12 protein-coding genes and 1 riboswitch are annotated in these 12406 nt (G+C 71.5%); of the genes, 8 read left to right on the top strand and 4 right to left on the bottom strand.

Features of this window, described 5'->3' with window-relative positions:
- Positions 1 to 56: 56 nt before the first annotated feature.
- From ACS04_RS05695 to ACS04_RS05685, 3 genes are all read left to right on the top strand, one after another.
- A complete protein-coding gene (locus ACS04_RS05695) occupies positions 57 to 821 on the top strand; it encodes a GntR family transcriptional regulator (RefSeq protein WP_030153577.1) in 765 nt (254 codons plus the stop codon).
- A 207-nt stretch (positions 822 to 1028) separates the two neighbouring features.
- On the top strand, positions 1029 to 3182 hold the full coding sequence (locus ACS04_RS05690; protein WP_048475408.1) for a carbon starvation CstA family protein: 2154 nt from the start codon (positions 1029 to 1031) through the stop codon (positions 3180 to 3182).
- The gene (locus tag ACS04_RS05685; RefSeq protein WP_048475407.1) at positions 3179 to 3376 is read left to right on the top strand and encodes a CstA-like transporter-associated (seleno)protein; all 198 of its coding nucleotides are present in this window, start codon (positions 3179 to 3181) and stop codon (positions 3374 to 3376) included. Before ACS04_RS05690 ends, ACS04_RS05685 begins: the two co-directional genes overlap by 4 nt.
- A 51-nt stretch (positions 3377 to 3427) precedes the next feature.
- Here the strand turns inward: ACS04_RS05685 and ACS04_RS05680 are convergent, their stop codons facing one another.
- Entirely contained in the window at positions 3428 to 4012 is a 585-nt protein-coding gene (locus ACS04_RS05680) for a Uma2 family endonuclease (protein ID WP_048475406.1), read from the bottom strand.
- Between the two features lie 78 nt (positions 4013 to 4090).
- On the opposite strand from ACS04_RS05680, the gene ACS04_RS05675 reads away from it, so the two are divergent.
- The 5 genes from ACS04_RS05675 to ACS04_RS05655 all read left to right on the top strand — a co-directional run bounded on the left by ACS04_RS05675 (position 4091) and on the right by ACS04_RS05655 (position 9591).
- Positions 4091 to 4591 carry a GNAT family N-acetyltransferase gene (locus ACS04_RS05675; protein WP_048475405.1) on the top strand — a complete coding sequence of 167 codons (501 nt, stop codon included), beginning with the start codon at positions 4091 to 4093 and terminating at the stop codon, positions 4589 to 4591.
- 51 nt (positions 4592 to 4642) lie between these two features.
- Positions 4643 to 4766: riboswitch (cobalamin riboswitch) on the top strand.
- A gap of 140 nt (positions 4767 to 4906) precedes the next feature.
- Positions 4907 to 7315, top strand: a complete 2409-nt coding sequence (locus ACS04_RS05670) for a ribonucleoside-diphosphate reductase subunit alpha (RefSeq protein WP_048475404.1) — start codon at positions 4907 to 4909, stop codon at positions 7313 to 7315.
- The gene (locus ACS04_RS05665) at positions 7315 to 8328 is read left to right on the top strand and encodes a ribonucleotide-diphosphate reductase subunit beta (protein ID WP_048475403.1); all 1014 of its coding nucleotides are present in this window, start codon (positions 7315 to 7317) and stop codon (positions 8326 to 8328) included. Before ACS04_RS05670 ends, ACS04_RS05665 begins: the two co-directional genes overlap by 1 nt.
- Before the next feature lie 86 nt (positions 8329 to 8414).
- Positions 8415 to 9131 carry an AraC family transcriptional regulator gene (locus ACS04_RS05660; RefSeq protein WP_048475402.1) on the top strand — a complete coding sequence of 239 codons (717 nt, stop codon included), beginning with the start codon at positions 8415 to 8417 and terminating at the stop codon, positions 9129 to 9131.
- 46 nt (positions 9132 to 9177) lie between these two features.
- Positions 9178 to 9591 (top strand): DUF3703 domain-containing protein, encoded by a 414-nt coding sequence (locus tag ACS04_RS05655; protein WP_245236291.1) that lies wholly within the window; start codon positions 9178 to 9180, stop codon positions 9589 to 9591.
- On the opposite strand, the gene def is transcribed toward ACS04_RS05655, so the two are convergent.
- The 3 genes from def to ACS04_RS05640 all read right to left on the bottom strand — a co-directional run.
- Positions 9567 to 10202, bottom strand: coding sequence for a peptide deformylase (def, locus tag ACS04_RS05650; RefSeq protein WP_048475401.1), 636 nt, complete (start codon positions 10200 to 10202; stop codon positions 9567 to 9569). The two genes, ACS04_RS05655 and def, sit on opposite strands and share 25 nt — an antisense overlap.
- 65 nt (positions 10203 to 10267) lie before the next feature.
- Positions 10268 to 11278 carry a tetratricopeptide repeat protein gene (locus ACS04_RS05645; RefSeq protein ID WP_048475456.1) on the bottom strand — a complete coding sequence of 337 codons (1011 nt, stop codon included), beginning with the start codon at positions 11276 to 11278 and terminating at the stop codon, positions 10268 to 10270.
- Positions 11279 to 11383: 105 nt separating this feature from the next.
- On the bottom strand, positions 11384 to 12406 hold a 1023-nt coding region (locus ACS04_RS05640), incomplete at its 5' end, for an HD-GYP domain-containing protein (RefSeq protein WP_048475400.1).

Here is a 12406-nt window from a genome sequence, read left to right as displayed (position 1 = left end):
ACATATCGGAGGAGCCGGTGACGGCAGCGAAACTGGAGTCGGGAAGGCGGGCGGCGATGTCCACCGAAGGGGCGACCACCGAGCCGGAAGGCGGGGCGGCCACTCGCACGGCGCGGGTGCCCAAGTACTACCGACTCAAGCGGCACTTGCTCGACATGACCGAGACCCTGCCCCCGGGCACGCCGGTGCCGCCGGAGCGCACGCTCGCGGCCGAGTTCGACACCTCCCGCACCACCGTGCGCCAGGCTCTCCAGGAGCTCGTCGTCGAGGGCCGGCTGGAGCGCATCCAGGGCAAGGGCACCTTCGTCGCGAAGCCGAAGGTCTCGCAGCCGCTCCAACTGTCCTCGTACACGGAGGACATGCGGGCGCAGGGGCTGGAACCCACCTCCCAGCTCCTCGACATCGGCTACGTGACGGCCGACGACACCCTGGCCGGGCTCCTCAAGATCGCCACGGGCGGCCGGGTGCTGCGCATCGAACGACTGCGCCTCGCCAGCGGCGAGCCGATGGCCATCGAGACCACCCACCTCTCGGCCAAGCGCTTCCCGGCGCTGCGCCGGTCGCTGGCGAAGTACACCTCCCTCTACACGGCACTGGCCGAGGTGTACGACGTACGGCTCGCGGAGGCCGAGGAGACGATCGAGACCTCCCTGGCCACCCCGCGCGAGGCGGGGCTGCTGGGCACCGACGTCGGCCTGCCCATGCTGATGCTCTCCCGCCACTCCCTCGACGCCGACGGCGAACCGGTGGAGTGGGTCCGGTCGGTGTACCGCGGCGATCGTTACAAGTTCGTCGCCCGACTCCAGCGCCCCGCCGTCTGATTCGTAGTTGACTCTCGTTCCGCTATACGGACGGGGGCTTACGTTCACCGGGCGGGCCCCCGTAGATTCCCTGCCTTTACGCAGATGATCAACGAGGGGACGAGGATCATGCCGGAACCGGAAGCAACTGATACAGAACGGAACGCGGCGAGTCCGGGCACGGCGGCGGACTCGCCCTCCGCACCAGGCCGTGGCGCGGCTGGGGGCATGAGCCCGAAGTCCGTCGCCGTCTGGGTGCTCGTCGGCCTCGTCGGGGCCCTGGGCTGGGGCATCCTTGCCCTCTCGCGCGGCGAGGAGATCTCGGCCGCCTGGCTGCTCGCCGCCGCGCTGGGCTCGTACGCCATCGGCTACCGCTTCTACGCGCGCTTCATCGCCGACCGGGTCCTGAAGGTGGACAAGACGCGGGCGACCCCGGCCGAACGCCTTGACAACGGTGTCGACTTCCACCCCACCGACCGCCGCGTGCTGTTCGGCCACCACTTCGCCGCCGTGGCCGGCGCCGGCCCGCTGGTCGGCCCCGTGCTCGCCGCCCAGATGGGCTACCTGCCGGGCACCATCTGGATCGTCGCGGGCGTCATCTTCGCCGGCGCCGTCCAGGACATGGTCACCCTCTTCTTCTCCACCCGCCGCGACGGGCGCTCCCTCGGGCAGATGGCCCGCGACGAGATCGGCCCGGTCGGCGGAGCCGCCGCCCTGGTCGCCGTGTTCGCCATCATGATCATCCTGCTGGCCGTGCTCGCCCTGGTCATCGTCAACGCCCTGGCGCACTCCCCCTGGGGCGTGTTCTCCATCGGCATGACCATCCCGATCGCCCTCTTCATGGGCTTCTACCTGCGCGTCCTGCGCCCGGGCCGGGTCACCGAGATCTCCGTCATCGGCGTGGCGCTGCTGCTGCTCGCCATCGTGGCGGGCGGCTGGGTCGCCGACTCCTCGCTGGCGAGCACCTTCACGCTGGAGAAGGAGACGCTGGTCCTGTGGATGGTGGCCTACGGGTTCATCGCCTCGGTGCTGCCGGTGTGGATGCTGCTCGCGCCCCGCGACTACCTCTCCACCTTCATGAAGGTGGGCACCATCGCCCTGCTCGCCATCGGCGTGGTCGTCGCCATGCCGACCCTGAAGATGCCCGCGGTCACCGATTTCGCCGCCCGCGGGGACGGGCCGGTGTTCGCCGGCTCGATGTTCCCGTTCGTCTTCATCACCATCGCCTGCGGGGCCCTGTCCGGCTTCCACGCGCTGGTCTCCTCGGGCACCACCCCCAAGATGATCCAGAAGGAGACCCAGGTCCGGGTCATCGGCTACGGCGCGATGCTCACCGAGTCCTTCGTCGCCGTCATGGCGATCATCGCGGCCTGCATCATCGAACCGGGCCTCTTCTTCGCGGTCAACTCCCCCGCCGGCGTCATCGGCACCACGGTGCAGACCGCCTCGCAGGCCGTGACGAACTTCGGCTTCGCCATCTCGCCCGAGTTCCTCGCGCAGGCCGCGAAGGACGTCCAGGAAGCCAGCCTGCTGTCCCGTACGGGCGGGGCGCCGACGTTCGCACTCGGAATGTCGGAGATCTTCTCCTCCGTGGTCGGCGGCGCCGGGATGAAGGCGTTCTGGTACCACTTCGCGATCATGTTCGAGGCCCTGTTCATCCTGACCACCCTCGACGCGGGCACCCGGGTCGGCCGGTTCATGCTCCAGGACACCCTCGGCAACGTACACAAGTCCTTCAAGGACGTCAGCTGGAAGCCGGGCGTGTGGCTGGCCAGCGCCGTGGTCGTGGGCGGCTGGGGCTACTTCCTGTGGGTCGGCATCAAGGACCCGCTGGGCGGCATCAACCAGCTGTTCCCGCTGTTCGGCATCGCGAACCAGCTACTGGCCGCGGTGGCGCTGGCCGTGTGCACCACGCTGCTGGTGAAGTCCGGGCGGCTCAAGTGGGCCTGGGTGACCGGGGTCCCGCTGGCCTGGGACGTGGCCGTGACCCTGACCGCGAGCTGGCAGAAGGTGTTCTCCGAGGACGTCAAGGTCGGTTTCTTCGCGCAGCGCGACAAGTACCAGACCGGGATCGACGCCGGGAAGGTCCTGCCGCCCGCCAAGAACATGGGCGAGATGCACACGGTCGTCACGAACGCGACGGTCGACGGCGTGCTGTCGGCGCTGTTCGCGATCCTGATCGTCATCGTGCTGCTGGACGCGGCCCGGACCTGCCTGAAGGCGGCCGGCAGCCCGGAGACCGTCAGGCTCTCCGAGGTCCCGTGGTCGGAGTCGAAGATCATCGCCCCGGCCGGGCTGATCGCCACCCCCGAGGAGCGGGCGGAGCTCGCCGCCGCCGGCCTGGACTCGGGCGGCGGCCGCGCGAAGGAGCCGGTGGCGTGAGCCGGGTCCGCGCGGCGCTGGCGAAGGCGCGGTTCCTCGTACGGGAGTTCTCGGGAGAGGCGGCGTACGACCGCTACGTCGCGCACGCCCGTACGCACGATCCCGACGCGCGGGTCATGACCCGCCGCGCCTTCGAACGCGCGCGCACGGACGCGCGCGAGGCCGACCCCCGGGAGGGGTTCGGCTGCTGCTGAGCCCTGACGCGCCGAAGGGCCCCGCCGACCAGGCGGAGCCCTCGGGTGTTCTCAGCGCACCCAGTCCTTGAGGACCTCGGTCTGAAGGGTGATGCCGATGGGGTCGGGAAGCTCGGCGTCCTTGCCGTACGCCACGACGCGGGTGTTCTCGTACCGTCGGCCATTGGGCTGGCTGTAGACGGAGACCTCGCACTTGGCCCGGTCGATCAGGAGGTAGACGGGGATGCCCGTCTCCGCGTAGGCGCGGGGCTTCTCGACGTGGTCCCGCCGGTGGGTGTCCGAGTCCCACGAGGTCACCTCGACGGCCATGAGGATCGGGGCGGGGTCGACCCAGTCGCCCTGCCCGGCGAACGCCTTGGCCGGTGCGAGCACCGCATCCGGAATCGCCCGGCCCGCCCGGTACTCCTGGGCCTTGATGCCCTGCCCGGGATGCAGCCACAGCTCGGGGCGGTGCTGCATACAGATCCGGGTGAGCCACTGGATGATCATCCCGTGGTCGCCGTCCGGCATGGCCTTGCTCCTGATGATCCCGTCGATGAACTCCAGCCGTGTCCCCTCCCTTTCGCGGGCGGCTATGCGCGCCACGGCTTCGAAGTCCTCAGTCAGCATGTGGGGCCGGTCTGTCATCACGGTCATGCCTCGCTCGCCTTCCTCGACGGTGCTGCCTTCGACGATAGCGCCGGGCACCGACAGCCGTCCGGCACACTCGACCGCATGGACATCGTGATCAGGGAAGCGCTGGCGGCGGAGTACGGGACGCTCGGGGAGATCACCGCGCAGGCCTACCTCGGGGACGGGCTGCTGACGTTCGGCGAGGACGATCCCTACCTCGCGCGGCTGCGCGACGTGGCCGGGCGGGCGGCCGACGGGGTGGTACTCGTCGCCGCCACGAGTGACGGCCGGCTCCTCGGGGGCGTGGCCTTCGCCGCGCCCGGGAGCCCGCTGTGCGACATCGCCGGGCCCGGCGAGGCCGAGTTCCGAATGCTGGCCGTGGCCCGGGAGGGCCGTGGGCGGGGCGCCGGGGAGGCCCTCGTACGGGCCTGCGTCGACCGGGCCCGCGCCGTCGAGGGCGTACGGCGGCTCGTGCTGTCGACCACGCCGGACATGGTCGGCGCGCACCGCATCTACGAACGGCTCGGCTTCGTACGGACGCCCGAACGGGACTGGGAGCCCGTTCCCGACCTCCCTCTGCTCACGTACGGTCTCGAACTGTAGCCACGCCGACACAACATCTAGGGGGTCGCGCAGGAAGCGGCCCCCACATGTATGCTCATGCTCGCTGTCGTCGCAGGGGAATCCGGTGCGAATCCGGAACTGTCCCGCAACGGTATGAAGTACACCCATTGGTGTCACCGCAAGTCCGATGACCTGCCGACAGTGCGCCCGGCTCGACCGAACCGGGTGCCGATACGTCCGGGCCTCGCGGTTGGGCCGGTGGACGCCGTGCGGTGCTGCCCTGCCATGCCCGCACGCGCCCGCTCGCGCCGACGCCGCAGGTGTCCCGGAGCCGAGCGAGGGAGAGCTCCCCCCGTGACCATCGCGCCTTCCGCACCGCGCGCCGAGTCCGACCCGTCCGACACCGGATTCGAGACCGGGGGACCTGGGGCCGCGCTGCTGCGTACCCTCACCGAGCTGACGGCCGACCTCCCCGACACCGACCCCGGCCGGGTCGCCGCCGCCGCCCTCCGCGGGCGCAGCGCCGCCGCCGACGAGGCCGAACTGCGCGCCCTGGCCACGGAGGCCGCCGCCGGTCTCATCTCCGAGGACCCGGCGTACTCCCGGCTCGCCGCCCGGCTGCTGACGCTGGCCGTCGCCGAGGAAGCCGCGGGCCAGGGGGCCACCTCCTTCTCCGCCTCCGTCGCGGTCGGCCACCGCGAGGGCCTGATCGCGGACCGCACCGCCGAGTTCGTGGCGCTGCACGCGAGCCGCCTGGACGCGCTGGTCGAGCACACGCTCGCCGAGGGCGCCGACGACCGCTTCGGCTTCTTCGGCCTGCGCACCCTGCACAGCCGCTACCTGCTGCGCCACCCGATCACCCGTCAGGTGATCGAGACCCCGCAGCACTTCATGCTGCGCGTGGCCTGCGGCCTCGCCGAGAACGACACCGTCCAGGCCGTCGAGGAAGTGGCCTCGCTCTACCGGCTGATGAGCCGCCTCGACTACCTGCCGTCCTCCCCCACGCTCTTCAACTCCGGTACCCGGCACCCGCAGATGTCCTCCTGCTACCTGCTGGACTCCCCGCTGGACGAGCTCGACTCGATCTACGACCGCTACCACCAGGTCGCGCGGCTGTCCAAGCACGCCGGCGGCATCGGCCTCTCCTACTCCCGCATCCGCGCCCGCGGTTCGCTGATCCGCGGTACGAACGGCCACTCCAACGGCATCGTGCCGTTCCTGAAGACCCTCGACGCCTCCGTCGCCGCCGTGAACCAGGGCGGCCGCCGCAAGGGCGCCGCGGCCGTCTACCTGGAGACCTGGCACGCGGACATCGAGGAGTTCCTGGAGCTCCGCGACAACACGGGCGAGGACCAGCGCCGCACGCACAACCTGAACCTGGCGCACTGGGTGCCGGACGAGTTCATGCGCCGTGTGAACGCGGACGCCGACTGGTCGCTGTTCTCCCCGGCCGACGTGCCCGAGCTGGTCGACCTGTGGGGCGACGAGTTCGACGCCGCGTACCGCAAGGCCGAGGCGGCGGGCCTCGCCCGCAAGACCATGCCCGCCCGCGACCTGTACGGCCGGATGATGCGCACCCTCGCGCAGACCGGCCAGGGCTGGATGACCTTCAAGGACGCCTCCAACCGCACGGCGAACCAGACCGCCGAGCCGGGCACCGTCGTCCACTCCTCCAACCTCTGCACCGAGATCATCGAGGTCACCGACGACGGTGAGACGGCCGTCTGCAACCTCGGCTCGGTCAACATGGGCGCGTTCGTCTTCGACACCGCCGACGGCCGCGACATCGACTGGGAGCGCCTGGACGAGACCGTCCGCACCGCGGTCACCTTCCTCGACCGCGTCGTGGACATCAACTTCTACCCGACCGAGCAGGCGGGCCGCTCCAACGCCCGCTGGCGCCCGGTGGGCCTGGGCGCGATGGGCCTCCAGGACGTCTTCTTCAAGCTGCGGATGCCCTTCGACTCCCCCGAGGCGAAGGCCCTGTCCACCAAGCTCTCCGAGCGCATCATGCTGGCCGCGTACGAGGCCTCCTGCGACCTCGCCGAGCGCAACGGCCCCCTCCCGGCCTGGGAGCAGACCCGCACCGCCCGCGGCGTCCTGCACCCCGACCACTTCGACGTGGAGCTGAACTGGCCCGAGCGCTGGGACGCCCTGCGCGCCCGGATCGCGAAGTCCGGCATGCGCAACTCCCTGCTCCTGGCCATCGCCCCGACGGCGACGATCGCCTCGATCGCCGGCGTGTACGAGTGCATCGAGCCGCAGGTCTCCAACCTGTTCAAGCGCGAGACGCTGAGCGGTGAGTTCCTCCAGGTCAACGCCTACCTGGTGGAGGAGCTGAAGCAGCTCGGCGTGTGGGACGCGCAGACCCGTGAGGCGCTGCGCGACTCCTCCGGCTCCGTGCAGGGCTTCGGCTGGATCCCGGCCGAGGTGCGCGAGCTGTACCGCACGGCGTGGGAGATCCCGCAGCGCGGTCTGATCGACATGGCCGCGGCCCGTACGCCCTTCCTGGACCAGGCCCAGTCGCTGAACCTGTTCCTGGAGACGCCCACCATCGGCAAGCTGTCGTCGATGTACGCGTACGCCTGGAAGCAGGGTCTGAAGACCACGTACTACCTGCGCTCGCGCCCGGCGACGAAGATCGCCCGCGCCGCTTCCGCCAGCGCCGTGCCGGCCGCCGCCGCCACGCTCCCGCAGGCCGTCGACGCCGACGCCCTGGCCTGCTCCCTTGAGAACCCCGAGTCCTGCGAGGCCTGCCAGTAATGAGCTCCACCGACAAGAACCTCCTGGACCCGGGCTTCGAGCTCACGCTCCGCCCCATGCGCTACCCGGACTTCTACGAGCGCTACCGGGACGCGATCAAGAACACCTGGACCGTCGAGGAGGTCGACCTCCACTCGGACGTCGCCGACCTGGCGAAGCTGACGCCCGCCGAGCAGCACATGATCGGCCGACTGGTCGCGTTCTTCGCGACGGGCGACTCGATCGTCTCGAACAACCTGGTGCTGACGCTCTACAAGCACATCAACTCCCCCGAGGCGCGCCTGTACCTGTCGCGCCAGCTGTTCGAGGAGGCCGTGCACGTCCAGTTCTACCTGACGCTGCTCGACACCTACCTGCCCGATCCGGACGACCGCGCGGCCGCCTTCGACGCCGTCGAGGAGATCCCGTCGATCCGCGAGAAGGCGCAGTTCTGCTTCAAGTGGATGGACTCGGTCGAGAAGATCGACCGGCTGGAGACGCAGGCCGACCGCCGTCGCTTCCTGCTGAACCTGATCTGCTTCGCGGCGTGCATCGAGGGCCTGTTCTTCTACGGGGCCTTCGCCTACGTGTACTGGTTCCGCTCGCGCGGTCTGCTGCACGGTCTGGCCACCGGCACCAACTGGGTGTTCCGCGACGAGACCATGCACATGAACTTCGCGTTCGAGGTCGTGGACACCGTCCGCAAGGAGGAGCCGGAGCTCTTCGACGACGCACTCCAGCAGCAGGTCACGGACATGCTGAAGGAGGCCGTGGAGGCCGAGCTGCAGTTCGGCCGCGACCTGTGCGGTGACGGCCTGCCGGGCATGAACACCGAGTCGATGCGCGAGTACCTGGAGTGCGTCGCGGACCAGCGCCTGGTCCGCCTCGGCTTCCCGGCGGTGTACGGCTCGCAGAACCCGTTCTCCTTCATGGAGCTGCAGGGCGTCCAGGAGCTGACGAACTTCTTCGAGCGCCGCCCGTCGGCCTACCAGGTCGCGGTCGAGGGCACGGTCGACCTGGACGAGGACTTCTGAGCCTGCCGGTCCGCCGGCTTGATAGCGTCCCCGCCCATGGGGAGAACCACTCGGGTGACCGAGGCCGGGGGCGGGGGCGCTTCGTCATGTCCGTGACCCGGTGGGCCGGGCGGGCCCGGCTGCGGCCGGGGGGCCTGGTGTACGGAGGCGCCATCGGTTCCGCGACCGCGCACGCGCACCACTCCGTACAGGTCCTCGCCGCACTGGACGAGGACGGCCTGCTGCTGGCCGGGCCGGACGCCGAGCCCTTCCGGTGCCGGGCGTACGTGGTGCCCGCCGGGGTACGGCACGCCGTACTGGCCGGCACCGCGCGCGGGGTGGTGCTGCACTACGATCCGCTGTCCTCGGCCGGGCGCCGGCTCACGGCGCTGGCGGGGGACGCGGGAGGCCTCGTACCGGCCGCCGGGTCCCTGCCCGCCGACCTCTTCGAGGCGGCCTGCGCGCTGGACTCCCTGCTCCCCGGCGGCCCGCTGCCGGAGGCGGCACCGCATCCGGGGCTGGCGCGGGTGCTGGCGTGGCTGCCCGGGCGGGACGGCGTGCGGCTGTCCGAGGCGGCCGAGGTGGCCTGCCTGTCGCAGAGCCGGCTGGCGCACCTGTTCCGGGCGGAGCTGGGCCTGCCGTTCCGCCCGTACGTCCTGTGGCTGCGGCTGATGCGGGCCGCCGAACTCGCCTCCCGGGGGCACTCCCTGACGGACGCGGCGCACGGCGCGGGCTTCGCCGACGGTGCGCACTTCAGCCGGGTCTGGCGGCGGATGTTCGGGATCCCGCCGTCGGACTTCACCCGCACCATCACGTGGATGTAGCAGGTTCGTACAAGCCCCGGCGGGCCCCCGGCCGCATCGTGGACGCATGAGGAACGCACTGAAGATCTGCATCGCCGCGTGCACGCCGAAGACCATGCCGGCCCCCGTGCGCACCGCCTTCGAGGCCGAGCTGCGGCGCGCCCGCGACGGCGCGCCCGACACCGCCGCCATGTGGGACGCCCTGGAGCGGGCGCACATCATCTCCCAGGCCTGGGCCTGGCCCCACACCCGTGCCCACTGGCACATGTTCCGGCTCGCGCTGCGCTGCCGGGACCGGGCGGAGACGGTGGGGCAGGTGGTGCGGATCCTGGTGGCGGGGGCCGGTTCGGTGACCGGACGCGTGCCGCACGGCAACACCGGCCGTACGGCGGCGGGACTGCTCACGCCGATGCCCCTGCCCGAGGACCTGCGGGTGCTGCTGGGGCGCGGCCCGGATCAGGCGTTGGGGACCGTCGGGTAGCGGGGGGTGCCCTCTTCCATCTGGCGGAGGGCGTCCTTGCGGTCGCGCTTGGAGAGGCGGTCGATGTACAGGTACCCGTACAGGTGGTCCGTCTCGTGCTGGAGGCAGCGCGCGAAGTAGCCCGTGCCGCGCACCTTGATCGGGTTGCCCTGCGCGTCCTGGCCGGTCACCTCGGCGTAGTCCGGGCGGGCCAGGGAGGCGTACGCGGTCGGGACCGACAGGCAGCCCTCGTTGGAGTCGTCGAGCACGCGGGAGCCGGCGGGCAGTTCCACCAGCTTGGGGTTGACCACGACCCCGGTGTGGCGCACGCCGTCGTCGTCCGGGCAGTCGTAGACGAAGACCTTGGCGTCCACGCCGATCTGGTTCGCGGCCAGGCCCACGCCCTCGGCGGCCTTCTGGCTGGCGAACATGTCGTCGATGAGCTGCGCCAGTTCGTCGCCGAACTCGGTGACGTCCTTGCACTCGCGGTGCAGGACGGGGTTGCCGACCACCGTGATCGGGCGGGCGGTGCCGCGCTCGCGGTGGGCGAGCTCGCGCGCCTCACAGTCCTCGGTGTCCACGACGTACCCGTCGTTGACGATCTCGACGACCTCGTTCTCCTGCTGCGCCATGTCCGCCGTACGCCTTCCGTAAGTCCACCCGTTCACGATGTGCCGGTACAGCCTACGGTGCCGGGTCAGCAGACCTCTTCGAGATCCCGCCATTCACGGGTGTCCGGGCTGTCCGCGACCCAGCCGTCGAGCAGTCCGCGCACCAGGCCGGGCGGTGCCGCGATCCCGCACTCCCGCTCCGGAACCCACAAGGGGCCGGACCCGGTCGTACGGTGGCCCAGCGGACCGGGATGCCCCGGCTCGCTGTGGTCGTGCGGGTCCAGGTGCTCCCCGTCGCCCTCGCCGCTCGGCATCACGCTCTCCGAGCAGGTCCGGCACAGCAGCCGCACCGAAGACGACCAGTCCTCGGCGGCGAAGCCCGCGTCCGAGGCCAGCTGCTCCAGCGCGTCGCGGTCCTCCTCGGTGGCCGCCTCCAGCAGCACCACCCAGGTCGGCACCGGCGAGGGGGCCCACAGCTCGATCTCGTCGAAGACCGGGTAGGAGGGGCCGGCCGCGGTGACCCGCTCGCCGTGCGGGACCCCGTCGTGCAGGACGACCTCGCCCCAGCGCCGCCCCGAGGACGGCAGCGGGATCGACAGGACCTCCATGCGGGCCGGGTCCAGCCTGCGGCCCCAGACCACCTCGGCCTCCCCTTCCGGGGAGAGCCGCACGGCGGCGCTGCCGAGCTCCATGCCGACCGGTTCGCCGCTGCCCTTCCCGGGATGCGTGCCCGAGCCGTGCGGGTCACCGGGCACCTTCAGCCCGTAGGCCTGCCAGGCCCTGCGGGCCAGCGGCCAGTCCTGGAGCGCGGTCGCGGCGATCCCGACGTTCCACCAGTCCGGGGCGCCGGTCTCGCGGTCCAGCAGGGCCACGGCGCGCAGCCCGGCGGCCCGCGCCTGCTCCCAGTCGTGCCGGAACTTGTGGAGCAGGGCCAGGTTGAACCAGGACTCGGACAGCCAGGGCTCCAGGTCGGCGGCTCTGGTGAGCAGCGCGCCCGCGTCCTCGTACCGCCCGTCGCCGATCAGCGTGAACGCGCGGTCGGTGGCCTGCCGCCACGAGGCGGAGGGCCGATGCCGTACCTTCCCGAAGATCCTCACGATTCCCGCCTGCCGGTCCAACGGTGCAGCCTTGCGAACACCCTCACGGACACTTCTACTGGCATCCAACCATGCCCACTCGGACGGCCGCTCATTACCCATGGGTTACCCAGGTGGGACGGGAACAACTCTGTCACGTCCACCCCTGGCCAGAACCCTCGCGAGACACTCCACCACCTCGGGCTGGTAATCGCGTCCGGTACCCAGCCTCAGCTGCTCCAGGGCCGCGAGGGGGCCGCCCGGGTGACGGGACCCGCCCAGCAGGTCGTCGTAGGCGTTGACCGCCCGGACGATGCGCGCCAGCGCGGGCTGCTCCCGGTACGGGTCGGCCTGCCGCTCCACGATGACGGCCACCTCGGCGGGCACCCCGCTCTGGCGGGCCACCTCCCCGCCGAGCGCGGCGATGCGGCGGGCCTCGGCGGGCGGCAGCCCGGCGGTGGCCCCGGCCCGGACCGGGTCGACGAGGGAGAGCTGGCCGATGTCGTGCATGAGGGCCGCATACTCCAGCACCGTGAGCTCCCGCTCCGACAGGCCCAGCTCCCGGCCCACGGCGCAGCTCAGCGCGGCGACCCGGCGGGAGTGCCCCGGGCGGGTGTACCCGGCGATCTCGGTGGCCCGGGCCAGGGAGGTGATGGTCTGGCGGTAGGTGGTGCGGATCGCGGCGATCCGGTGGAAGGACAGCTGGGTCAGCAGCAGCGGCACGCAGAAGACGGGCAGCGCCCACAGGCCGGCGGCGGCCACCCCGAGGGCCATGACGACCCCGGTGGCGCAGATCGCGGAGCCGATGCCGAGCTGGACGCGCAGCTCGTCGCGGAGCAGGGGCCCGTACGGCCAGCCCGTGCGCGCGGCGGCCAGGGCGGCGGCGAGCACGGCGTCGCACAGGGCGGTGAGGCCGAGCAGGAGGAGCAGGTAGAGGACGAGGTACGGGCCCTGCCCGATCCCCTGCTCCAGCCGGCCGGAGTTGTAGAGCGGCTGGAAGCAGGCGGCGGCGAAGGCGACGGTGAGGGCCCGGCGGGCCAGGTGGTCGGCGGCGGGGGCGCGGCCCCGGGCGATGTGCGGGACGATCCCCGCGAGGGCGGCGGTGACGACCACCGTGACGATCTGGAGCACCCCGTGGTGGGTGGGCGC

It is taken from the genome of Streptomyces roseus, assembly GCF_001044425.1.
Classification (GTDB): domain Bacteria; phylum Actinomycetota; class Actinomycetes; order Streptomycetales; family Streptomycetaceae; genus Streptomyces; species Streptomyces roseus.
Note: the sequence above shows the minus strand (reverse complement) of the source record. Positions and strands in the feature narration are given on the sequence as shown.

Excerpts from the sequence above, each read along its gene's own strand:
- ACS04_RS05695 (WP_030153577.1), top strand. The coding sequence starts at position 57 with ATGTCCACCGAAGGGGCGACCACCGAGCCGGAAGGCGGGGCGGCCACT.
- ACS04_RS05690 (WP_048475408.1), top strand. The coding sequence starts at position 1,029 with ATGAGCCCGAAGTCCGTCGCCGTCTGGGTGCTCGTCGGCCTCGTCGGG.
- ACS04_RS05680 (WP_048475406.1), bottom strand. The coding sequence starts at position 4,012 with ATGACCGTGATGACAGACCGGCCCCACATGCTGACTGAGGACTTCGAA.
- ACS04_RS05675 (WP_048475405.1), top strand. The coding sequence starts at position 4,091 with ATGGACATCGTGATCAGGGAAGCGCTGGCGGCGGAGTACGGGACGCTC.
- ACS04_RS05665 (WP_048475403.1), top strand. The coding sequence starts at position 7,315 with ATGAGCTCCACCGACAAGAACCTCCTGGACCCGGGCTTCGAGCTCACG.
- ACS04_RS05660 (WP_048475402.1), top strand. The coding sequence starts at position 8,415 with ATGTCCGTGACCCGGTGGGCCGGGCGGGCCCGGCTGCGGCCGGGGGGC.
- ACS04_RS05655 (WP_245236291.1), top strand. The coding sequence starts at position 9,178 with ATGAGGAACGCACTGAAGATCTGCATCGCCGCGTGCACGCCGAAGACC.
- def (WP_048475401.1), bottom strand. The coding sequence starts at position 10,202 with ATGGCGCAGCAGGAGAACGAGGTCGTCGAGATCGTCAACGACGGGTAC.